The following is a 25,966-nucleotide window of genomic DNA, read 5'->3' on the forward strand; positions in this document are numbered from 1 at the left end:
TGAGCGTTACAGTAGTATAAGGATGTTGTTATGAGTATCACCTTTTGGCAAAACCAGTTCGTTGATCTTGATGCTTTGAGTGTTGCGGATCCGTGTGAAGATGAAGCACACATTGCGGCATATGGTGATAGTCACGCTGTTAATTTAAGCGATAAAGAAGTGCTTTCAATTAGGCAGTTGTTGGTGCAAACGAATCGTTGTTTGCGTACGGTGCTGGTGCTTAACTATTATCTCACTTTAAGGGTTTTGTCGGCACAAACTCGGTTTGCCATTGGTATAAACTACACGCATCCTCAGTCGCCTTTAAAGTACAGTCCACTTGTATGTGACTTGCCTATGGATATCAGCGTCGGGCAGGCACTAGAGAACTTAGAAAAGCTCGAAAGCAGGGTATTTAAACACAGTGCAAGAGCGACAGAAAAAGCGCTTTTACAAGCTGCGAATGCTGCGGGTGTCGAGTCACTTTATCAAGCAACCTTGAGTGTATTACACGACCCATTGCCAGTGCAGAGCAACGATTGTTGGCAAATACAAGCTGTTGAGCAAGGTGAGGCTATTGATATTCAGATAGTTTGTCCGACTCAATATAGCCAATCAGGCTTAGCGTTGTTTGCGAGTTGTTTTGCACAGACATTGCACAGTTTAGTGAGCTGCCCAGAGCAATGTTTGGCAGAAATTAATTGTGTAGCGCATGAGCAACAGAGCAAGCTACTTAAAGATTGGCAAGGTAATATTGTTAATTGGCCGCAAAGTGACACATTGGTGAGCCAACTAGAGCGCTCGGCTTCACTGTGGCCGCACCGTACTGCGGTTATTTTTCAAAACCAATCGATCAGCTACCAGCAATTGCATCAGCAAGCCGATAAACTCGCAAGCTACATTTGTAGCGAACTCAGCAAAAACCGCTCAGCACACCAGTTTGATGGGCAAAGCATCGTGGCGCTGCTGATGGATAAAAGCGTAGATATGGTGATTGCTATTCTCGCTGTGCTGAAGGCGGGCGCGGCTTATGTGCCGATTTCGCCTAAGTTCCCTGCTCAGCGACGTCAATTTATACTCGAAGATACACGCAGTGCATTGGTGTTAACTCAATCACATTATCTGCAGTGGATAGATGGCGAACGTTACCAATCATTAGCACTGGATAGTGCGGATTTTTGGAGCTGTATTCAGGCTAGCCAGGTGTCTACAACAGCTCATCCAGAGCAGTTAGCTTATGTGATGTACACTTCGGGTACAACAGGGCAGCCTAAAGGAGTCATGATAAGCCATAAAAGTGTGGTTAATTTGATTAACTGTCAGCGCCAAGCGTTTGCCTTTTCTGAGCAAGATACATCAATTTGGCTAGCCAACTATATTTTTGATGTATCTGTAGAGCACTTTTTCTTAACGCTAACGAGTGGCGCTTGTTTGGTTGTGCCAACTGAGCAGCAGATAGCGGAACCCAGTTGTATTAAATCATTGTTGCAAAAAGAAAAGGTCACCCACTTTGAAGCAACCCCGACTTATCTAAGCGCCATGGGCGCGCTTGAGGCCCCATATTTAAAAACAGTGATCACCGGTGGGGAGGCGTGTACCAAAGATGTACAAATGCTTTGGCAAGCAAAGTTAGTTAATGGGTATGGTGTGACCGAAGCAACGGTAACGCAAACTCAACGGATTGGTAGAACCGATACTGGGCGCATGAATAATATCGGCAAACCACTGGCTAACACGCAAATATATATTTTGTCGCAGAACTTAAAGCTGCTACCCATTGGCGCACCAGGAGACTTGTATATCGGCGGTGCTGGGTTGGCACAAGGCTACCTAAACCGCCCAGAGCTAAACCAAGAAAAATTCATAGCCAATCCTTTTACAGTGCAAAGTGACAGCGCTAACTTTTCTAATATTTTATATAAAACCGGCGATAGAGCACGTTGGCTGGAAAATGGTGATATTGAGTATCTTGGTCGTGAAGACTTTCAGGTAAAAATTCGTGGATACCGTATTGAACTGGGTGAAATTGAAGCGGTTATAACTGCGCAGCCGGAAATCGAAAGTGCCGCTGTAATTGACCGACTACGTGGACAAATCAAGTATTTGGCTGCTTATTATGTGCTTAAAGCTGGTTGTTGCTTAGACAGTAAGCAGCTCAAAGCACGTTTAAAGCAGACGTTACCAGAGTATATGGTACCTACCACTTACACAGTTGTTGAGCATATTCCAATCACAATAAATGGTAAATTAGATAGACGAGCTCTGCCTGAACCACAGCACAGCACTGAAGCGCACATTGCACAGCCCACAAGCGAATTAGAAGTACAACTTAAATCATTGTGGCTGCAAGTATTGTCATTACCAGAAATTGGTATTCACGAAGACTTTTTTGCACAAGGAGGTGACTCGATCACTGCGCTTAAGCTATTGGGCCTATGCCAACAGCAGTTTTCCACAGCGTTATCGTTGGCTCAGTTGTATCAACACCCTACGATTGCGTTGTTGGCACAGCAACTTAGCCAAACGAGCAGCGTGGTAGAGATCCCGCGTGCCAGCGGGCAAAAATTGTCCTATGCACAGCAGCGCATGTTGTTTATCGAGCAGTTTGAAGGAGGCACGGATGCTTATCACCTGCCATTTTTTACCCAATTAACTGACGATGCTGATTTAGCATTGTTAGAACAAGCCATACAGCAGCTGTGCGAGCGTCATCCTGTGTTGAATAGTTGCTATTGTCACGCTGAAGATATCGTACGTGCTGAGTTAAAAGAAGTCACATACCCAATACACATCGCACGCATAGAACTTGACAGTGAACAGTTGCTCGTAGCGAGAGTGAATGAAGACTATCAGCGACCTTTTAATTTGCAAAACACAGCGCCAATGCGAGTATTTTGTTATCAGGTGCACCAGCAGCGGTTCTTGTTTATTGTCTGGCACCATATTGCCTTCGATGGTTGGTCAGAGCCGTTGTTTTTTAATGAACTGGCATTGATTTATCATGCGCTACAAACCGCATCAGAGGCAAAGCTGCCAGAATTGCCAATTTGTTATAGTGACTATGCGCAATTTCAACACAGCGAACAACAACAGCAATTGATGCAGCAACAGCTCGCTTATTGGCAACGTCAGTTAGCAGGGTGTGAGCCGCTGGCATTGACAACCGACTTTCCTCGTCCTGCAAAATTTGATTATCAAGGAGCAACACATGCATTTGCAATTGAGCCGAATTTAACCAGGCAATTAAGGTGTATTGCATCTGCAAACAAGACAACTTTATATACGGTGATGATGGCATGTGCGTTTGCTACCTTTTATGGTCAAACAGGCCAAAATGATATAATAATCGGCACGCCGACAGATAATCGTCATTTGCCGCAAACCCATTCGTTGATTGGCTTTTTTGTTAATAGCTTGGCGCTGCGGCTCACTATGTCGCAAGACATGTCGCTGCTGGATTTAATTCGCCAGCTTCATCATGTGATCATGCAAGCAAAACAAAATCAAGACGTGCCATTTGAGCAGGTGGTGCAGGCGCTCTGCGATACTAGAGATACCGCTCGTCATCCCCTTTTTCAAGTGATGTTTAGTGTGGTGCCACCCGATAATACCAATGAACACGGTTTATTGCCTTTTGCCAGCAAAGGTGAGGTGGTGGAAATACAAGAGTCGGCGAAGTTTGACTTAGACATCGCAGTGACCGATCACAATACGCATCTAACCGGTAAATTGGTATATAGCAAGTCACTGTTTTGTGAGCTGCGAATGCAATGGTTAGTGCAAAGCTACTTAGATGTGTTGGGGCAGTTCGCGGATGATCTGAGTATTGAGTTACAACAACTTAATTGGTTGCCACAAGCGCATACACAACAATTAATAAGTTGGAATACCACACAATCACCATACCCAAAAAATACATCATTGTCGCAGCAAATAGATGATACTGCAGCACAACGGGCCGATGCCATTGCGCTGTGTTTTGGTGATACCCAAGTGACTTATGCACAGATGACTAAGTGGGTTACGACACTTGCGCTACAGATCCGTGAGCAGTATCAGAAAAGCTATGGGGTAGCGCTCAGTGCGAATACGTTTGTTGCGCTGCAGTTTGATAAAAGTATTGAAATGGTTATCGCGATTTTGGCTGTATTGAAGGCCGGGGGGGCATATGTTCCCCTATCGCCTGATTTTCCAGCGCAAAGACGCCAGTTTATTCTTGAAGATACACAAGCCGCTTTGCTGTTGTGTACGCAAGATCACCAAGCGGCATTGGCCAGTACATCAGTGCCCATTATACCTGTTAGCTGTGCCGCGCTTGAAAAAGCGGATTGCATCGAGCAATTTGATTTAACATGTCAAGCAAGTGATTTGGCCTATGTGATCTACACATCAGGTACGACGGGTAACCCAAAAGGAGTGATGCTTACGCACGAAAACGTGACGGTTTTAGTTGCATCGCAAACTCAAGCTTTTGATTTTAGTGCAAATGAACGCGTGCTGTGGCTGGCAAATTATATTTTTGATGTCTCTGTTGAGCATTTATTTTTGACCCTTATCAATGGCGCTTGCTTGGTTATACCCAGTCAATCTCATATTGTGCAGCCTGATCTGATCCGTACCATGCTCGTTGAGCAAAAAATTACACATTTTGAAGCAACCCCGACTTACTTAAGTGCACTGGGTAAAGTCTCATCGGTGTTTTTAAAAAGAGTGATCACCGGTGGTGAAGCATGTACTGCTGAGGTTGCCCAGTTTTGGGGCGACTTACTAATCAATAGTTATGGGGTGACTGAAGCTACCGTAACTCAGCTGCAAAAATTGGAGAAAACGCCATTTGATAGTATCCAAAATCTGGGTAAGCCATTAGCCAATACCCAGCTATTTATTTTGAATGAGCAAGGTAAGCTTGCCCCTTTGGGGGCGATCGGCGAACTTGTGGTTGCCGGGGAGCTGGTGGCGCAGGGGTATTTAAATCGCCCAGAACTTAACGAGCAGCGTTTTGTTAGCCAGTTTTCTTACACTAATAGCGATGACTTAGAAGCACTCAAAGCCTATAAAACGGGTGATCTGGCTAGGTGGCTACCCAGTGGTGAGATTGAATATCATGGCCGCAATGACTTTCAAGTAAAGATCAGAGGATATCGTATCGAGCTTGGTGAGATAGAAGCGGCATTGTGTAAATTGCAGCAAGTGCAACAGGCCGTCGTTATTGAGGTGAACAATGGGCAAAACCCATTTTTAGCCGCTTACATTGTGCCTACAGCTGAGCATAACTGTGATGAAGGAGCGATACTTGCACAGCTTTCTGAGCAGCTCCCCAGTTATATGGTACCAAGCACCCTTACCTTGGTGGCGAGTATTGCACAAACTTTAAATGGTAAAGTAGATAGAAAAGCGCTGCCGAAACCTGCATATCAGATGAAAACGCAGACTATTGCGCCACGTAATGAGTTAGAACACAGCCTATACGAAATTTGGCAGCAGATCCTAAATGCGGATAGCTTTGGCGTGACAGATAACTTTTTTGCCTTGGGCGGACATTCGTTAAGTATTGCCAAACTCAAGGTGTTGATCAAAGACCGGCTAGATACCGAGGTTGAACTCAAAGCACTCTTTGACAACAGTACGATTGCAAAACAGGCAAAACTGCTGCGTTCACTTGAGGGGCAAGAAGCAGAACCGCGTGTGCAACAAGGCGTTACTTTGCCTGCGCTAACGACGCAAAAATGGCATGTAAATGAGTCTTTTCCGTTGTCTTACCAGCAGGTGGTATTTTGGCTAATTAACGATGCCAATATTGGTACTGTAAATAATACACAATGTATTGAAATTAAGTCGGTTATTGATGTAGCGTGCTTACAACAAGTATTACAAAAACTGTGTACACACCACGACGCCTTGCAAGTTGAGATTGACTTGAAAAAGCCTTTGCAAAAAATGCGTGACAGCGTTGCGCCTATAAATTTGCAAATAATTGATTGCCAAAATAAAACACCAAGCCAATTAGCCCAAGTCTATGACACATTAGAAAGGGTCCGTATAGAGCCTTTTGATTTAACCAATCCGCCGCTGTTGGTTGCGTATTTATTGCAGTTTTCATCGGATGAACATGTGCTTTTCTTGTGCGCACCACATATTATTTTTGATGGTGCCGCCCTGACGATTTTTGCGCGACATATCGAGCAATGTTACTTCAGCACGCTTAAAAACCAGAAGTGGCCTTTATCACTCAATAACGCTGGCTTGAGAGATTTTGTGTACTGGGAGCGAGCCGCCTACCACGCTTGCCAAGATGATATTACTGCGTTTTGGCAAAGTGCATTGCAAGGTCTTCACTACCCAGTATTTCCACCGCATTATCAAGCTGAGCAGTTACAGTTGCAAACGGCTTTAGTGAGCTTAAGTGAAGTGCAGCTGGATAAACTTAAAAATTATGCGCAGCTACATGGTGCTAGCATACAAATGCTCTTGAATACTTTGATTGGTATGAGTTTATCTGAGGTTACTTCAAACTCAGAGTTTTGCATAACTCATGTGATGGAGAACCGCTACGATGCACAGATGAGCGACCTCATCGCGCTATTGGCTGGCGAAAGTGCGTTGCCTATTCGGGTATCTCAAGCACGCAGTGTTGCGAAGTTACTCAAAAGTGTTAAGCAGCACACCATTGCGGCACTTGAATATCCGGTGATCTCTTCGGTTATGCTCGATGCCATCATAGAGCAAGGCCGCTGGCAAGAGGTGCCCAGCTTTTACAAGTGGATGCTTAGGGCTGGAAGTCGCTTGTTCAGTTGGTACTTTAAATCGGCGCAAATTTACCCTGATTATTTGCAAGAAATGATGGCTGTGGATGATATCCCTAAATGGATCCGAAAGCTGATGACAGAACAGCGCCAAAGCCAAACTTATCGGGGATTTCGTGAAGCGCCACCGATTTCAGTCAATATTTTGCAGGATTTTGCTCAAGTGCAAGCAACCAGCGAATTGCAAACTTGGCATCATGATGCATCGGTCACAAAGACTTTAGAGCAGTATTGTGATGAGTCTTTGCAACTAGAAGAGCAAATCAATGAGTGTGATAACGCAATTTGGGGGGCTACGCTTGAATTTGAGTGTACGCGAAGTGATACGCGACAGCCTTGTATAAAAATAAGCGCTCGTAGCTTAAACCGCGATGCATTGGATGCCTTAAGGTGTGAGCTTGCATTACAAATAGAGGCACTTTGTCAGGAAAGTAGTACCTGCCTGCCAGCGAATGAAAAGAAAGAGGAGCACAAATGTTAAGGAAAGATAATGGGGTGAGATTGAACGATAAGGGGGGTGATGTGTATGCGCGTTGGAGCTTATACGTGGCGATAGTCGGCCTTGTTTTGATTTTGCTTGTGATGCTCGACCGTGCTCCGTATGAGAAGTTAGCGCAAGACTTTACAGTTGCAAACTCAACTCGTGCTGGTTCGTTAATATTACCAACCAATATCGAAACGCCTCGCGCTGTGATGATATTTGTACACGGTGATGGTGCTATGGGACGCAGTGCTTTTGGGTATTACTACCCGCTGTGGCAACGATTCGCCAAACAAGGGATCGCCTCATACTCTTGGGACAAAGCAGGAGTTGGCGGCTCCGACGGCAACTGGCTTAACCAAGATATGCAAAGTCGCGCCCAAGAAATAGATGAAGCCATTGCGAAGGTGCGTCAGCAAGCGTTGCTCAAAGACGTTCCAATAGGATTGATTGGCTTTTCACAAGCTGGGTGGGTCATGCCCAAAGCACTAAAAGAATCTTCTCAAATCGCATTTGCTGTTTTTGTATCTACGCCCGTGAACTGGTTAAAACAAAGCGAGTTTTTAACACAGGTGAGGCTACAAAGAGAGGGGGTTGATGGTGATGAGAAGCAACAACACATGACCCAAGCACAACAGATCTCCATGTTGATAGCACAAGGTGAAAACCACAGCGCATACTTAGACTATTTAGCGCAAACAGACCCCGATGCGGTCGGATCCGCAATGAGCCCTGAGCGCTATCAATTTGTGCAAAAGAATATTCTTGCTGACTCGCAACAGGATTTAGCGCAGGTTACACAGCCGCTATTTGTTGCTTTTGGTGAGCATGATAGCAATGTCAATGTGCCCTATAACGTACAGCAATATCAGCACATATTTGCCAATCGAGCTGCGCAGTTACAGCTTAATGTCTATCAAAATGCAAACCACACAATGCTGAAAAATAGTGAGTTCGGACACCTATCTCCCTCGTTATGGTGGCTAATAAAAATGTCGTTATGGGAAGAAGATGGCTTTTCAGAGCCGTTTGTGGAAGACGTTACTTTGTGGCTCAACACACAGTTAACGCAGTTAGCCTCGCAACAAACTCAACAATTAGGAGCTGCACAATGAATCAAGTGACAGAGTTAGTTCGTTCACAATCTCCAGGTTACGTCATGCGAACATTGTTGCTTGGCGTATTCGAAGTTGCTGTTGTTGCGCTATTGTTTTTGTTTACCAAGCCATATTTTGAGTCTTATCAGGTATTTTGGTATTTACTCTGTCTGATACTTGTTCCTGCGTGCGCATGCTCTGTGGCTGTCAATGTGCTGACAAAAATTGCATCGCAAGTTCTGATTGCAGCCAAAAAAAACAACATACATGTAGAAGAAGGCGAGTACAGCACCTTAGCTACTTCAGCTTGGCAATATATTAGTTGGAAGAAAGTATTGATGATGGTGAGTACAGGAGCTGTGATAGCGCTTTGCTACAGTGAAAGTACACAGACTTTTAGCGATTTATTACTTTTGTTTGGTGCTATCACGATTGCTACGTTTGTGTTTGCAAATTGGATGGTTACTCAAGCTGCAATGCCACTTTGTTTGGCAGTGATAAGCGCATATAGGCATCGCCGTGATCCCTTAACAGAAGCACAAAGCATCGACCATATTATCCGTTTTCATTTGTTACCATGGAGTGCGATTGCCGTTGCCACGCTGTTCACATTCTTTGTGAAATATTACTTAGGTTTGGCTGATGAGCATGGTTATGTTGAAACAGGAACTGTGGTGAAAAGCACGTATATATCGGGCGCTATTGTGGCTCTTTGGCTATGGCTAGAAGTCGGGCAAATCGCACGACTAGAACATATTTTGGGGCATATTAATCTTAGCGGAATAGGTCATATGTCGGACTCAGAAGCATTTAGCTTGGTTATGGCCGTACCGATTGTACTGGCTGTCGTTATTGCGGCTGTAAATGGCTTTTTTGATATTGAACAGTATCGCTATCAGAGTGCGATTGCTATTAGCATGTTTTCGATGTTTTTGGCTGCGCTTGCTGGCGTTTGCATTGCGATTATTAAGCTATGTGCGAGTAAAGCGCTAAGCGATTCATTATTTGAAAACACGTGAGAGACGGATCTAGGATGATAAGCAAGACAATACGTGGCCGAGTCCATTATTTGGATAATTTACGCGCCTATATTATGTGGCTGGGGGTGGTTATTCATGTTGCTATGTTGCAAATGGTCTCTGATACGCCGCAGCGACTCAGGGAACCTGAACTGAGTGAGTGGGCTGATATGCTGGTTTTTTCGATTCATAGTTTTCGAATGCCGCTTTTCTTTATTTTGTCTGGCTTTTTTGTTGCTGCTATTTTGGGCAGAAAAGGGTTAGGTGAAACCATTCGCCTGCGTTTAGTACGGATCGGTATTCCGCTATTAATTTTTGGCCCAGTCATTTCTTACTCTCTTGGCTCAATCATTGTTGAGTATTTGCAGCTTATGCAAACCAGTGGCGCAGAGATTGATCAAGATTGGTTAGTGCAAGCGCAAGACCATCGCTTTAATTTCGCCCATTTATGGTTTTTATATTATTTGTTTATCTGCCACATTATTTTATTACCATTATTTTATAAGTTGTCTTTGAGTAACTCATTGCGCTTAAAACGTTGTCGTTATTGGGCCAGTCACCCAGTTGCTATTATGTTTTACGCGGTCATGATTGCCTATGTTGATAGCCATTTTGAGCGGGGTATGATCCCCGCAGATGGTAAACTGATCCCGAACCCTTTGCAGCTGTTGCACTATATTCCTTATTTTTGTTTTGGTTTTATGATGTACAAATTTAGACGGCTTTGGCTCAATCATTACCAACGGTGTTGGGGGCGCTATACCTTATTGGGATGTGTCATGATGGTTGCAACCTTGGTTGTCATTGAGCCATTGCTTTACGCGCCAGGTACGCAGGTTGATAATTTTTTGGTGGCCTACTGTTACGGTCTTTGGGGTTGGTTTTGGAGTTTTGCGCTATTTGGGTTTTTTAAGCATTGGCTCAGTAGCTATAAAAGTTGGTTGCGATACTTATCGGATAGTGCGTATTGGGTATACATCGTACATTTACCCATTGTATTGTTGGTGAGTTACGCCTTATATCATTATGAGTGGGCGTTTTATGTAAAAATGCTCGTCAACATAGCTTTGACCTCAGCAGTGTCATTACTTAGTTATCATCTATTCGTTCGTTACACTTGGCTTGGTTTACTGCTCAATGGTAAACGTAGATCTCGTAAGTGGCCTAAAAGGCAAAACACGGCAAAGCTGGGTGAAGCGTAGATGTATGAGAAAACCACCAACTAGAGCGGTATATAGTATCTCATCATGCTATTAATCTAAGTACCGGTGTGTACACATTACATTGGCTCGCAATTATTGAGTATTGCAAGCTAATGTAATGTAAGTGGCCTTACAATGATAAGCATAAAACTCGCAGTTTGTTTTTATACGAAGTAGTTGAATGTGGCTTATCGCGACTTTATGCCGATCATTTTTCTTTAAAACTTAAAAAAGCTAGCTTTAAGCATCATACACCCCATGTTGCGTTAAATTTGAGTCGCCCTTATGCACGATAATTTTTAGAGTGAATGAATTTAAAGTCACTTTTAATTAAACTCGTGTAAATTTATTGTAAATAAAAACTATTGTTCTTGCTTGTTTCCCCTAGCTTATGTCTGTTTATTGTAAAGCGATATATTTTAAGGTTTTGGTTGCTGGTTTGGTTGTCATTCTTTTGTTATTGATCATGAATAATTCTCATTTTTGTTGGTTTTCTCATTGTCTTTGCTTTGTTTAAGGTGTTGTTTTGTATGCTTTTATTTTTGCATTGCTTTTATTGTTTAATTTTTTCTTTATTTATCATTGGTTTGGCTTTTTGTTGAGGTCATGATGTAGGTTGTGTTGTGGGTGTGATGATTTTTATTTTTGGTTTTTTTTATTTAAGCTATTGAATTTAATATATTTGTTTTGTCTATTTTGTTGGCTTTTGGTTGTTTTCTCATAGCTGGATTTAGCTAATGTAAGGCGTGTAAAGTCGGTGTAAGCGTTCTATTTTTAGGAAAATAAATAAATTCATATGTAACCACATAAAAACTAATGGAATTATTTTGTGTATAAAAAAATTCATATTTTTTGTCTTCATTTTGCCGACAAAAAGTGTTCTCATGTGTAACAAATGTTAAACATTTGTCGTTCCTGCGTAGTATTTTGATTTCGACTGGTTTGGGTGTTTATGCACTTAATTTAAATGGTTTCGCAATCAAAAAAGGAATTTTTTGACTTCACTAATTTTTTTAAAAAGGACGAGTGATATGGTCACCAAGAAGTCGCCTACAAAAGCTAAAGCAAAAGCTAAACCGAATACGCAAAGCCAATCTAAAACGTATGAGGATGAACCAATCGCCATTGTAGGCATGGCGAGCCAATTTCCTGATGCTGATAATCTGTATGATTTCTGGAGCAACATTTGCCAGAAAAAAGACGCGATGACCAGTGTTGATGAAAAAGACAACATGACCTACTGGGACAAAGATGCGTACTACGATCCGGATCCTAGCAAAGTTGATAAAACCTATATGTTTAAGGCTGGGTTTATTAAACCTATCGCCTTTGACCCAATAGAATTTAAGATCCCCCCGGTGTTGATCGAGTCGATTAGTACTGCACAGTTGTTTGCGCTGCATGTTGCCAAAAGGGCGATTGAAGATGCGAATTTGTTGAAAGAAAGCAGCAGCTTAGATCGCTCTAAAGTTGGGGTTATTCTAGGTGGTGCAGGTAACGGTAACACCGCTTTCTCACTGCTTGCGCGTAACCAAACGCCGATGGTACGCAGTGCGATGGTAAGCCAAGGTATACCAAGCAATGTAGTTGATACTGTGGTTGACAAGCTCAATGAGTGTTACATCGGCTGGAACGAAGACAGTTTCCCTGGCTTTTTAGGCAACGTAGCCTGTGGTCGTATTGCAAGTTACTTTGACTTTGGCGGTACTTCTAACATGGTTGATGCGGCGTGTGGTAGTAGCCATGCTGCAATCAAGTCAGCAGTCAATGAACTAAGAATGGGTAGTTGCGACGCAGTATTAACCGGTGGTGTTAACTTAGAGAACTCTATCTTCTCATTCTTATGTTTTTCAAAAACACCTGCGCTTTCAAAGGCGGGGATCTGTCGTCCATTTGATGAACAAGCTGATGGTATGCTGCTAGGCGATGGCGTAGGCTTGGTGGTGCTAAAACGTTTGAGTGATGCTGTGGCCGATGGCGATAGAATTTACTCAGTGATTAAGTCAGTTGAAGCATCAAGTGACGGTAAAGCGAAAAGTGTGTTTGCGCCACGAGATCAAGGTCAGGTTTTTGCACTGGAGCGTAGTTACAATAGAACGGCTATCTCGCCAGAAGACATTGAGCTGATTGAGGCGCATGGCACGGGCACCGCTTCTGGTGATGAAACAGAACTGCGCAGTTTGGGGATGGTATTTGGTAACTATGATATTGCACCGCAGTCGATAGCTGTTGGTAGTATCAAGTCTCAAATTGGTCACGCGCGATGTGCTGCCGGTGCGGCTTCGTTGATTAAAGTGTCGCAAGCGCTGCATCATAAAGTGCTACCACCAACAATCAATGTGACTACGCCTAATAAGTTTTTTGCTGATGAGAAAAACCCTTTTTATATCAGTGCCGAAGCAAGACCTTGGGTGAAGAAAGATGGTAAAAAACCACGTTGTGCAGCAACCAGTGGTTTTGGTTTTGGTGGTACTAACTACCATATCATTTTAGAAGAGTTTCAAGATGAGCATACAGACGCTTATCGTCAGTCAATTTTGCCAGAAGTTGTTGTATTAAGTGCTTCAACACCTGCGCAATTGCAGCAAGTTGCTGAGCAAGCGCTTGCAGATTGGCGCTCTGAAGAAAGTGCAGTTAAGTTTCGTGAACATCTTGAGCAGCAGAATATTACGGTTGCGCAAGGTGATGCACGCTTAACCATGGTAACGGGCGATGCACAACACGCTGCGGGGTTACTTGAAAAAGTGCTACCACTTTTGAGCAAGCAACCAGAACAAGCATTTGAGCACCCCCTTGGTGCATTTTATCGCCCAACGGGTTTGGTCGAAAATAAAAACCAAGTTGCTGCATTGTTCCCAGGTCAAGGTTCACAGTATCTTAATATGGCCCGAGACTTGGCTATTGAATATCCAGAATTTCGAGACTCCTTACGTGTTGCAGATTTAGAGATCCGTAAAAAACTTGGTGAGAAACTATCAACGGCTATCTACCCAGTCCCCGTATTCAGCGAGGAAAAAGAGCAAGCACTGCATAACAAGTTACGCCGTACTGAGTTTACTCAACCAGCGCTAGGTGCCATATCCGCTGCGTACTACAAAACACTGTGTAATATGGGTTTGCAAGTAACGCGATTTGCAGGTCACAGCTACGGTGAACTTACCGCTTTGTGGGCCGCAGGTGCCATGTCTGAAAGCCAACTTTATCTTGCCTCGGTTGAGCGTGCTTTGTCGATGACCAATGCACTTAAAGATAAAGATGAAAAAGGCGTGATGTATGCGGTTGAAGCAGATGGTGAGACGGTAAAGAGTGTATTAGCTGAGTATAAAAACTTGGTTGTTGCTAATTTTAACTCTCCGACACAAACCGTGTTTGCTGGTGCCGAAAATGAAGCACAGCAAGCGGCACAAAAACTGACGGCCAAACAGCTTAAGTGTCAGCAGTTAAATGTCGATGCTGCGTTTCATTCGCCCTACATTGCACAGGCGCAAGGTGCTTTTTCTGAGGTGCTAAAGTTCATACCATTTAAAGCGCCTAAACACCCTGTTTATGCCAATACAACGGCTCAACCGTATAGCGAACAATCAACGCAAATGCGCGAAACATTGTCGTCACAGCTCACCAGCTCAGTACGTTTTGTTGAGTTAGTAGAGCAAATGTATGCCGATGGCGTAAGAGTATTTGTAGAAGTTGGCCCTAAAGGTGTTTTAAGTAACCTAGTTAAAAACATTCTGGGTGATAAACCGTTTGCCGTTGTGCCCGTTAACCCATCGTCTTCAGCACCGACGGTTGCACAGTTCTACAAAGCTGCTGCGCAAATGGTGTCATTGGGCGTCGAGCTCAAGCACATTGATAAATATCGCTTAAGACAGCCACTTCCTGCTAAGCAATCTGCGATGACTATCTTGCTAGACGGTGGTAACTATGCAACGCCTAAGCGCAGAGCCGTAATGGAAAAGTTACGCGACACTGACGATAGCTTAATTAAAGAATTTGTTGACGAACAAGTACGTCAAGAGGTTGCACTAGCACAGGCAAACCTTGCACAAACTATTGCACAAAAAGATCAAGCGCTAAAACAGCTGCAATTGGCTAACCAAGATTTAGAGCAGCAGTTAGAGCAAAAATTACAAGAAGTGAAGTGGGCAGCAAATCAAGCTACGCACTTTAATCAGGCATCTTCAAACTTAAATCAAAATCAGATCACAAGGGAATTGACCATGTCTCAAAACGACACAAATGCACAGTTCGGCGCCGTTGCTGGACAATTACAAGCTCAACAACAACTTAGCGACGTTCATAGCCAATTTCAGGCTAACCAACAGCAATATTTAAATATGCTTACGTCGGTTATTAGCCATCAGCAAAATGCATTAAGTGAGTTTAGAAATCACGATAGCTTTAACCAAGTTCTTGGCCATATTGATCACACCTTATCAGTACTTGAAAAGAACCAGACACTTTATCATGTTAACCATGAGCAATACTTCCGCAGTCAACAAGCACTGTTAGGTCAAGTTGAGCCAAGTGCAACTGCATCTGTGTCTGACATTTCTAGCGTTAACGTTAACACCGCACCTGTTGCACCAGTTGCTCAGCCTGCGCCAGTAGCCTCTGCACCAGTAGCCACGGCACCAGCGACTCCAGCGCCAGTTGCACCTGTTGCATCAGCACCGGTTGCTTCAGCACCTGTTGCGCCAGTAGCGCCTGTTGCTTCTGCACCTGTGGTTGAAACGCCAGCGCCAGCAGCACCTGTAGCAGAAGTTGCTGAAGCACCTGCACTTGATAGTGGCGCAATGGACTTAGAGCAACGTTCATACTTTGAATCATTGGACATTGATAAGATCTGTGGCCTGTTAGTTGAAATCGTGAGTGATAAGACGGGTTACCCAACTGATATGATTGACCCTGATATGGACCTAGAGTCAGATCTTGGTATTGACTCAATCAAACGGATTGAAATCTTCGCTGCGTTGTTTGAGCGTTTGTGGGGTAAAGATTCTGACGATGGTATGGACGAAGACAATCTCGATGGTGACGTTAACTTCGATGCCCTTAACACAATTCGTCGTATCGCTGAATTTGCGCATAACTCAATTCAAGAAGTATTAAATGCGATTGATGGTGGCGCACTTGACGCAGCGCCAGCAGCTGAAGCAAAACCAGCTGTCAAACAAGAAGCTAAAGAAGAAGTGTACGTTGCTGACGCTGACGTGAAAAAGAAAACTCAACAAATCGGATTCTTTGTGTCTACAGACACACAGGAGGGTGCCGTAAAAAAGTCCCAGCTGCAGAGTAAATCTGCAGCGTCTCCCAGTTCAGTAGGCCGTTATGTTGCTAAAGTAGAAGCAATTGCACATCCTGATCGTATTGAAGTTTTGCCGCAGCAAAATCACCAATGGTTAGTGCTGGCAAATACCAAGAAAAGCTTGACGTTATTTGACGATACGTTCAAACAGCATCAGCAGAATATGGTTGGTGTGTTAGTGGGTACTAAAAAAACGAACACGACAAGTGACTTCTACTTAACCCAGTGCACAGAAGAAGCAGTAAACGCGTTGGTTGAGCAAGTAGAGTCTAAAACCAAGCGTAAGATTGCAGGTGTGTTGTATGTTGCTGATGCAGTTAAGCAAGAGTCACTAGATTCCTTATATGACCCAGCACAAGTATTTAGCTTAAAAGCACTCTTTATGCTGGCAAAAGTACTACAGCCCAAATTACAAGCTGAGTCTGCAAAAGTACCTGCTTACTTCTTTACTGTAGGCCTAAATGATGGTCAGTTCGGTACCAGTGAGGAAGGTAAAAGTGGCACTTTGAACAGCGCCCTCAGTGGGTTAACTAAGTCGTTAAACTACGAATGGTCTAGCGTTTACTGTCGTCACCTTGATTTGCAGGCAAGCTTGAATAAAAAAGCCATGAATGAGGCTTTTACAAAAGAACTTGCGGACTCTGACCGTACCTTAAGTCATGTGGGTGTGAGCAAAGCGCAACGTGCTGTGCTGGTACTTGAGCGTGATGAAGTGACGCAGCAAACAGCCACGCCAGTGCTCAATGAGCAGTCGGTGTTATTGGTCAGCGGTGGTGCCAAAGGGATCACAGCTGGGTGTGTGATTGAGTTGGCGAAACGCTATCGTTGTAGCTTTGCATTACTTGGACGCAGTGAGCTCAAAGCACTGCCGCAGTGGGCACAAGGTGCAAACGATGATGCACAGCTGAAAAAACAAGCGATAGCACACTTAAAAGCACAGTCTGAGCCGATGACTCCGGCAAAAGTCGATGCGTTAATTCGCTCTACCAAAGGCACGCAAGAAATCCAAGAGACCTTGGATGCGTTGGCCAAGATAGGTGCCCCGGCACGTTATTATGCGGCCGATGTACAAAGCCAAGAAGCGCTTGGGCAAGTTATTGAAAGTGCTGAGAAAGAGCTGGGTGCAATCACTGGTGTGATCCATGGCGCGGGGAACCTTGCAGATAAGAAAATTGAGCGCAAAACACTAGAAGATTTTGCTTTAGTGTTCGATACCAAAATATTGGGATTGCAGAACATTTTGTCATTGCTTGATAAAAGCAAATTAGAAACGGTATTGCTGTTCTCATCTGTATCTGGGTTCTTTGGTAATGCAGGTCAAACAGACTACTCCATGTCAAATGAAGTGCTTTCACGTGCTGCAGATATGATCAAACGTCAATATCCAAACTGCCTTGTACGCTCTATTAACTGGGGCCCTTGGGATGGTGGCATGGTCAATGATGTGCTGAAAAAAGCCTATGAAAGCCGCAATTTAGTGCTGATTGACAAGCCAACGGGTTTTGCTGCGTGTGTGAGCGAGCTGGATGCGCCACAACAAAGTGCGACGCAGGTGATCATTGGTGGTCGTGCTTATCATGCTGATAAAAAACCAGTGTCGGTAAAATACAGTGAGCCACAAAAAGTGACTCGTACTTTACTTGCATCGGCAACACCGGGCCTTGCGGATCATCAGGTAGGCGGCAATATCGTGTTCCCTGCAATGTTCTCTTTGCACTGGATGATAGAGCAGAGTCTTAACTTCTACCCTGGTTTCTCTTTAAGCGAAATCAATGACTTTGCCGTGCTAAAAGGCATCGTGTTTGATGGCAAACAAAGCGATGACTATGAGTGTGTTATCAAAACGGATAAGCAACAAGGTAGTAAGTTGAGTTTAAGCCTTGAAGTGACAGGCCTTAAAGATGGTAAAACATTAAAGCATTATCAAGCTAGTATCGCCTTGGTTGCAAAAGCTGAAGCCAGCAAAGAGCAGCTAGATGCGGCTAAATTGCAAGGTGAAAAGGTTCTGCCATTCCCTGTTTATCATAACGGCGAGCGCGGCTACTTATTTAGTGGTCCTTCACTGCAAGGTATTGATTCTGTAATACAGAATGACGAAAAAGGGATGTTGGTATCTTGCCAGCTAACCAGCCAGCAAGTGGGTCATGGTCAGTTTAATGACATCAAACAGTTCAACGGCTTTATCGCTGATATCTTTGTGCAAGTGCCTTATCTGTGGCTTCGTCATCACAAGCAAACTGTGGGTCTGCCGCTTGGCATACAGCATATTGAAAAGCACCGTGATATTAATTTTGATGAGCGCTTTTATGTGGCTGTTGACGTGGTCTCTTGTAACAAGCAAACGTTGCTATCTGATATTTCGGTATATAACGAGCGTCGCGAGTTAGCGTATCGACTTTCAGGAGTCCAGTACACACAGTTGGCGTCGATTTCTGCTTCAGAAAACGCGTTATTGAAAGGTGTGAGTGAACATGAAAGATAAAATAGCGATTGTCGGCTTAGGGTGTGTTTTCCCTGAAGCTGACAACCCAGAGCAACTCTGGAAAGTCTTTGAACAGGGAACGGACGTAACGAGTGAGATCTGTGAGCAAGAGCTCGGGGTATCTCCCTCTCTTTACAAGCACCCAGAAAAAGGCACGATTGATAAGATTGGTTATAGCAAAAATGGCTATGTAAGAAAGTCAGATCTTGAACTGAACGGGTTTCGCGTTGCTCAGCAAACTTTGCAGCAGTTTGACAAGGTGTTTCAATGGACTTTGCACGCAGCCGCCGCTGCACTAAAAGATGCAGGCAGCAGCGATGTTGAAGAGCTGTTGTCTCGCACCGGCTTGGTTCTTGGCAACATCAATATGCCAACCCATGCAGCGAAGCAATTGGTCAGTGGTATGTACCATGAGATTTTGACACCGCATATTCAAACGCTGATTGGTCGTGAAGACTTTGCGTTTAGTAAGTATTGGCAAGGTCATGACTGGTCTTTTGATAACTTATTGATTGGTAGCCACAATGCTGTTGTAACCGCACAAGCGTTGGGTCTGCAGGGCCCAACGTACACCATTGATGGTGCATGCTCTTCGGGGATTTATTCTATTAGCCTTGCTTGTAAACACTTACAAGCAGGTGAAGCGGATATCATGCTAGCTGGTGCGACGTGTCAAGCAGACCATATTTATATCAACCATGGTTTTAACGTACTCAAAGCGTTTCCTGATAGGGGGGAAGAATCTTTGCCCTTTGACAAACGCTCAGGTGGGTTGAAAGCGGGCGAAGGTGTGGGGGTGTTAGCGCTCAAACGTTACAGCGATGCCAAAGCCAGTGGTGACAAAATTTATGGTGTGATTGACGCCATCGGTCTGTCTAACGATGCCGGTGCGAAACACATGTTGGTGCCGGATAGTAAGGGCCAGCAATTAGCCTTGTCGCGCGCTTATGAGCAAGCGAGCCGTTATCCTGATTATGTTGAGTGTCATGCCACGGGAACCCCTGTTGGTGACAAAGTAGAGCTTAACTCTATCGCCAGCTTCTTCGGTGCCGAACGTTTACCAAAAATTGGTGCTAACAAGCAAAACTTTGGTCATGCACTTACTGCGTCTAGTATGATCAGCATCTTTAAGGTGCTGCTAGCTATGCAGCATGACAAAGTACCCGCTACCCAAAAAGTCGAAGATTTTGTGGGCAGCGAATCCGGCATATTAACCATTAATTCGGTTGTTCGCTCTGCCATCAAATGGCCTGCTCAAGGCAAAGGCAAAGTGGCGGGGGTTAACGCCTTTGGTTTTGGTGGTGTAAATGGTCACTTAGTGATCTGCTCTGAAGATGCCATTAAAACGGTGACTGAAGAAGTGCCAGAAAAATCACCAAGCAGTTTAGCGATAGTTGGCTTAAGCGCTTGTTTACCTAAGGTCAAAGAACTCGTTGAACTTGACGCCTTAATTGAGCAAAGCGCAGACAACTTCAGTGAGTTGCCTTTAAAGCGTTGGTCGGGTATTGAACAATGTAAATCGTTGTTAGAAAAGTACAATCTAAATGAAATTCCGACAGGCGCATTTTTAGATAACTTTATCTTTGACTGTCAGCGTTACAAAATCCCACCTAATGTGGCCGGCTTACACTTACTTTCTCACTTATCGCTTATGCCGCTTGCTGAAGCTGCATTTTTAGATGCGGGTTTTGAGCGTGATGGCCAAGTGCGCAACATAGCGGTGATAGTAGCCGGTGATGATGATGTGAATAGCTTACGTTATCAAGCTAGAACCGAAATGGCTTGGCAACTCAAAGACAGTCTTGCCAAAGCAAATATTGAACTGACAGATGAAGAGCTAAAACGTTTAGAGACAATTACAAAAGATGCCTTGTTCCCAGAGCCGACCGTAGAGGGGGTAACGGGAGGGATCGGTAATATCGTATCTAGCCGTATCTCAGCACTTTTAAAACTCAATGGCCCTGCGTTTACCTTGCAGTCTCATGAAAACTCAATTGCCAAAGCCATAGATGTAGCGCGATTGCTGCTTGATGCCGGACAGGTTGATGCGGTGATCGTCGGTGGAGGTAGCTTCGGTGGCAGCGCAGAAGGCGTTATGTTCGCTCATCAGCGCTCACCGATAAATAGCGCTGAACCAGGCAAGCCATTACTTGAAAGTAAAGGTTGGAAACTGGGTGAAGGTGGCGGAGTTGTGGTACTTAAACCAAGCGATACGGTAACTGATAAAGACCGTGTTTATGCCACGATAGAAGCTTTGAGTTTTGTGCAATCGGTTGACAATGGGACAACGTTTGTACCTGACTCAGCAAGCATTGCGAAAGCGGCTAATATGGCTCTGACAAAAGCAGGTGTTGATGTTGAGCAAATTGGGCTTTTAGAAGTTCATGCCAGTGGCATTGATGCTGAAGATGAAGCCGAAAAGCAAGGATTGTTATCGGTTTATGGCGATGTACGCAAGCCTGTTACGGTGTCTAACATCAAGCAACATGTTGGTCATTTGCACGGTGCATCTTATATCACTAGTTTGATTGGCACAGCGCTTAACTTGTACCGCAGGCGTTTGCCGGCAGTGCCGCAACTGTCGCAACAGCAGTCTATATCTGTGCAGCAACAGGGGTTAGTGCTTCGTCATGAAAATCACATTAGCGATGAGCTGTGTTATGCGGCTATCAGTGGTATGGGCTTAGACAGAACATATAGCCATATGGTTTTAAAAGCCGCTGATAAGTATGAAGAAAAAGGCTTAACGAGCTTATTTGCTAACTTATCAGATGAAAAGCCCAAAGGACTGTTTAAGACAATCTGGGTTGCTGGAGAAAACACCATTGCCGAAACACTGGTAAATGACAGAACGATGGCCCAGTTTGCGCCATGCCGTGAACGTTTTGCCCCGCTTGAGAGCAGTGTAGTTGAAGCGCCGAAAAACGATGTGCAAAGTAGTGTTGCAGCGCAAACGGTCAGTGCGCCAGCAATACCAGTTGCACATAATGATGAGCAATTAACTCAGCCTGTGCCAGTTGTGGAAGCTGTTCATGAGTCAGCTCAAGAAAGCACTCAACAGGGTACTCAAGAGGGTACTCAAGAGGTTCCTCAAGTGCATAATGTGGCGGGTTCTACTTCGTTACCTAGCACAGCACAGCACAAAGTGTTATCTCAGCTTGCCCAAAATGCCAAAACCCACAGTGCGTTTTTACAAGCAATGCGTGCAAGCTATGCGGCAACGGCGACATTATTGGCCTCAGACCTTGATGCGCAGCAGCCTGAAGACATCGTGCCTACAGCAAACAGTACCAGCCGTGCTAAATCGGTATTACTTGACCCGCGCTACGGGCGTTTAGCACCAGAAGTGAAAAACATTCCGGTATCGCCTCGTTCAAATGGTGCAATGTTCAACGAACAGCAATTACATGAGATCACAGATGGCTTAATTGCCAATGTTTTGGGGCCTGATTATGCCGCCGCAGATCAGTACCCTGTGCGTACGCGTATGCCGTCATGGCCGTACATGTTTGTCTCTCGTATTTTGTCGTGCAGCGCTGAGCGTGGTCAGTTAAAACCGTGTGAAGTACATTGGGAATACGACATCTCGCCAGATGACTGGTACGTGGTAAAAGGGCAGGTACCATCGTTTGTATCTTTAGAGTCGTCACATGCCATGATTGTGGCATTCACACTCATTGGTTGCGACGAAATGTTCCAAGGGCAGCATTCTTATCGCGCAGTGAACAGCGAAACTACCGTCTACGGCGAGTTCCCTAAACCGGGTGAAATACTCCGTGGTGTGGTTCGGATCACGTCATTTAAGAAGATGGGCAACAACGTATTGATTGATTATGAGTACGACTGTTTTGCCAAAGCGCCAAATGGTACAGAGCGTCATTGTTTTACGCTCGTTGCGGCATCAGGGTTCTTCTATCGTGAAGACTTGCAAAAGCAAAGTGGCAAGAGCATGAACAACAAAGGTGTGTTCTTTACAGCTAAGCCGCAACACAACCCAATTGATGTAACCAAACTAAGTCAGCAGCAAAGCTTTGATAGCACGCAAATTGCGGCGCTAAACTCGGGCCTATTATCGCAGTGTTTTGGTGATGGGTATGCTGATAACAGCGCGCTTGCACTGTACGGACCATGCCATCGGATGCTTGATAGAGTATCGCAGTTTGAGCCTTGTGGTGGTGCTTGGCAGTTAGGTCAAATGCTTGGTGAAGTTGATATTTCAACAGATCACTGGGTGTTTAATGCGCACTTTAAAAATGACCCCTGCGTGCCAGGTACCTTTACGGTTGAAGGGTGTCAGCAGCTGTTCTCTTTCTACATGTACTACTTAAAGTTACCGCAATTACCGGGGGTTAAGTTAGTCACTAAATCTGGGCATGCCTCATCGGCTAAGTTCCGTGGTGAAGTGAAGTACCAAGACGAAACTCTGTTCTACCGTATGACCATCAAAGATATCAGTGTAACTGAGCTGTCTGCCAGTCAAGCTCGCTTAGAGATCACTGCGGTTATTGAGGTGTTGTATGAAGAACGTGTGATTGGCTTATGTGACGACATGTATGTGTGTTACGAGGGCGACTTGCAGTCGATATTAACTATGAGAGCGCAAACGGTATGACGATGTTAACGCAAATCAAAGACAACTTGGCCACATTAGACTTGCCTTTGGCAGTGTGGTCAAAACAGTCAACACGCACGCTGATGCCCCTAAACCAGTTGGTGGGCGATCAGATCTCAATTAACGAAGTGGCAGGCACCATTCCTGCTGTTACACCTAACACCCTAGGTAGTGAAGCATTTAGAAAAGCTTATGGCTTAAAGTACGCTTACATGGGTGGGGCGATGGCCAATGGTATCCACTCAGCACGCATGGTTGCCGCGTTTGCCAATGCCGGCATGTTAGGTTCATTTGGCGCTGGTGGTTTAACACTTGATCGCATCGCGCAAAGCATTAGTGACATAAAGCAAGCGATAGGGGATAAAACCTTTGCAATGAACATGCTGCATAACCCCGCAGACCCTGAATGGGAAATGCGGGTCGTACAGCTATGTTTAGACAACGGTGTAAAAGTAGTAGAAGCCGCCGCTTATATTAACTTAACACCCGCATTGGTTTATTTCCGCTTGAAGGGCGTACAGCTCATTAATGGTCAAGTTGTACCTGCGCAACGCGTTATCGCGAAAATTTCTCGCCCAGAAGTGGCAAGCAAATTCTTAGCGCCTGCGCCAGATAAGATAGTTGCTAAGTTGGTGGCCAGTGGCCATTTAACAGAAACTGAAGCCAAGCTTGGTGAGCAGTTAGCAATGGCTGACGATATTACCGTTGAAGCTGACTCGGGTGGTCACACCGATCACGGCTCATTGACTTGTATCTTCCCACAGATGCTGCGCTTAGCGACTCGTTTGCACAAGCAATATGGTTATCAGCATGTTGTACGTGTCGGTGCTGCGGGTGGTATTGGTTGCCCTGAAGCTGTGGCTGCGGCTTATGCGATGGGCGCCGCCTACGTGGTGACAGGGTCAATCAACCAAGCGTGTATTGAGTCGGGAACGTCTGATCAAGTACGCGAAATGCTCACCGGGGCTACGATAGCGGATGTTGTGTCGTCACCTTCTGCTGATATGTTTGAGTTGGGCGCGCAAGTACAAACTTTGAAAAAAGGCACTATGTATGGTGTGCGTTCGCAAAAGTTATATCAAATCTATAAGCGTTATGACTCATTAGAGCAAATTCCAGAAGCCGAGCAACAGCAGCTTGAAAAACAAATGTTCCACAAGCCGTTGGCGCAAATTTGGGATGACACCAAAGCCTTTTTTGCGAGTCGTAACCTGCAGCGCATAGCTGATTCTGCAGAGCAAGATCCTAAGCGCAAGATGGCCTTGGTATTTCAATGGTATTTAGGTCAGTCATCTAAGTGGGCAATTACCGGTGATGCGCAGCGTCGCATCGATTACCAAATTTGGTGTGGACCAGCGATGGGGTCGAATAATGATTGGTTACAAGACACTCATTTGCAGGGCGCACCATCACGTACAGTTGAGAGCGTAGCAAACTATCTACTTAACTGCGCCGCATATTTAACTCGTGTAAATATTGCAAAAACACTTTCCGTTTCTGGTATCGAACAGTGCCAAGATGGAACCTTCCCCATCCGATTACAGCAGTTTAGTGAATTTACTGATGCGCAGTCGCAAAAGGAAGAAATTAAGAAAGATTCTATTCAAGGAGAACAAAAGAAAATGAACACAGTAGTAAATCAAAAATTAGATCTGACCGAATCAAAAGAGTACTTCAAAAAACTATGGGAAGTACTTCCAGGTGGCGCACACTATAACTTCGCAGATCCAGAAAGAGCCTTAATTGTACCTTTTGTTAAAGGTAAAGGCTCTCGCGTTTGGGATATGGATGGCAATGAACACCTTGATTTATTCTGTAAATTTGGTGCTTTGTTTGTTGGCCACAACAACGAACAATACAACCAAATCTTAATCGAAAACATGCAGAAATTAACGTCTGTAGATACCTTCGACCTTGAGTATGAAGTGTGTCAAAAGTTAATTGATAATGTGCCTTCTGCGGAGCGTGTTCGTTTTAGCTTAAGTGGTACAGAAGCGGTACAAAATGCAATTCGATTAGCTCGTGGTTATACGGGCAAACCACGCTTTATCCGCTTCCATGGTCACTACAATGGTAATGCAGATAACGTAGTTGGGGGCCGTTTTAACCCAGAAACTGCAGACTTCCCAGTGCCTGAAATGTTCAAAGGTGACATGCTAGACACTCTAGGTCGTTTCCCTAACACATTACAAGACCAAACATTTATGTTGCCTTGGAATGAGCCAGAAATCTTAGAGCAGACATTAGAGAAATACGGTCATGAGATTGCTGCGGTACTAATGGAACCTATCTGTATGAACGGCGGCGGTATTTTGCCAAAAGATGGTTATCTTGAGCGTGCAAAAGCGGCGTGTGAGAAGCACAATGTGGTACTGATTTTTGATGAAGTAATCACCGGTGTACGTTTTGGTCTAGGTGGTGCACAAAAATTACTAGGTGTTACGCCGCACATCACGACTTTAGGTAAAGCACTAGGTGGTGGCGCAGTACCAATTTCGGCAATTGTAGGCCGTAAAGACATCATGGATTACTACACCAAAGGTAAGATCATTCATGCGGGTACTTTCAACGGGTATCCTATGGGTCTGGCTGCTATCAAAGCAACATTTGACCTAATTGAGAATGAGCCAGGTTGTTATGACCGCATGGGTGGTTTGATGTCGCAAATGGCTGATATCTTTGTTAAGGCTGCACACGCTGCAGACATGCCATTGGTACTACAAGGTATGCCGACAGGGATGGTGTTCCACTCTCAGAATGAGTTAGTAGACCGCTCTGAAGGTTACACAGCAAAAGTGAAGATGTGTGACATCATCATTCGTGAGATCAGCAAGCGTTACGGCATTCAGTTCTCGCCACTATCACGTATGTACTCAAACTTAATGCTTAACCAAGACGATGTCTCGTTCTTCGAAGAGCGTATTTATCCTGCAATGGTTAACGCAAAACAAATCATTGATATCACATTCCCTAAAGGACTTTGATA

The 25,966-nt window shown here is 44.6% G+C and carries 7 protein-coding genes; all 7 read left to right on the top strand.

What is annotated here, in order from left to right; all coding sequences use genetic code 11:
- Positions 1-30 precede the first annotated feature (30 nt).
- A complete protein-coding gene (locus tag GDK41_RS03315) occupies positions 31-7,263 on the top strand; it encodes a non-ribosomal peptide synthetase (RefSeq protein ID WP_152085079.1) in 7,233 nt (2,410 codons plus the stop codon).
- Positions 7,257-8,378, top strand: coding sequence for an alpha/beta hydrolase family protein (locus GDK41_RS03320; protein WP_152085080.1), 1,122 nt, complete (start codon positions 7,257-7,259; stop codon positions 8,376-8,378). The genes GDK41_RS03315 and GDK41_RS03320 overlap by 7 nt, the downstream gene beginning before the upstream one ends.
- The gene (locus GDK41_RS03325; protein ID WP_152085081.1) at positions 8,375-9,379 is read left to right on the top strand and encodes a hypothetical protein; all 1,005 of its coding nucleotides are present in this window, start codon (positions 8,375-8,377) and stop codon (positions 9,377-9,379) included. Before GDK41_RS03320 ends, GDK41_RS03325 begins: the two co-directional genes overlap by 4 nt.
- A 14-nt stretch (positions 9,380-9,393) precedes the next feature.
- Positions 9,394-10,581 (top strand): acyltransferase family protein, encoded by a 1,188-nt coding sequence (locus tag GDK41_RS03330; protein ID WP_152085082.1) that lies wholly within the window; start codon positions 9,394-9,396, stop codon positions 10,579-10,581.
- A gap of 1,031 nt (positions 10,582-11,612) precedes the next feature.
- Positions 11,613-18,368 (top strand): type I polyketide synthase, encoded by a 6,756-nt coding sequence (locus tag GDK41_RS03335; protein ID WP_152085083.1) that lies wholly within the window; start codon positions 11,613-11,615, stop codon positions 18,366-18,368.
- Positions 18,358-22,980, top strand: a complete 4,623-nt coding sequence (locus GDK41_RS03340) for a hotdog fold thioesterase (RefSeq protein WP_152085084.1) — start codon at positions 18,358-18,360, stop codon at positions 22,978-22,980. The genes GDK41_RS03335 and GDK41_RS03340 overlap by 11 nt, the downstream gene beginning before the upstream one ends.
- A 2-nt stretch (positions 22,981-22,982) precedes the next feature.
- Positions 22,983-25,964: a PfaD family polyunsaturated fatty acid/polyketide biosynthesis protein gene (locus tag GDK41_RS03345; RefSeq protein WP_172971542.1), complete on the top strand. Its 2,982-nt coding sequence runs from the start codon at positions 22,983-22,985 to the stop codon at positions 25,962-25,964.
- Positions 25,965-25,966: the final 2 nt, after the last annotated feature.

It is taken from the genome of Pseudoalteromonas sp. A25, from assembly GCF_009176705.1.
GTDB lineage: Bacteria > Pseudomonadota > Gammaproteobacteria > Enterobacterales > Alteromonadaceae > Pseudoalteromonas.

Excerpts from the sequence above, each read along its gene's own strand:
- GDK41_RS03315 (WP_152085079.1), top strand. The coding sequence starts at position 31 with ATGAGTATCACCTTTTGGCAAAACCAGTTCGTTGATCTTGATGCTTTG.
- GDK41_RS03320 (WP_152085080.1), top strand. The coding sequence starts at position 7,257 with ATGTTAAGGAAAGATAATGGGGTGAGATTGAACGATAAGGGGGGTGAT.
- GDK41_RS03325 (WP_152085081.1), top strand. The coding sequence starts at position 8,375 with ATGAATCAAGTGACAGAGTTAGTTCGTTCACAATCTCCAGGTTACGTC.
- GDK41_RS03330 (WP_152085082.1), top strand. The coding sequence starts at position 9,394 with ATGATAAGCAAGACAATACGTGGCCGAGTCCATTATTTGGATAATTTA.
- GDK41_RS03335 (WP_152085083.1), top strand. The coding sequence starts at position 11,613 with ATGGTCACCAAGAAGTCGCCTACAAAAGCTAAAGCAAAAGCTAAACCG.
- GDK41_RS03340 (WP_152085084.1), top strand. The coding sequence starts at position 18,358 with ATGAAAGATAAAATAGCGATTGTCGGCTTAGGGTGTGTTTTCCCTGAA.
- GDK41_RS03345 (WP_172971542.1), top strand. The coding sequence starts at position 22,983 with ATGTTAACGCAAATCAAAGACAACTTGGCCACATTAGACTTGCCTTTG.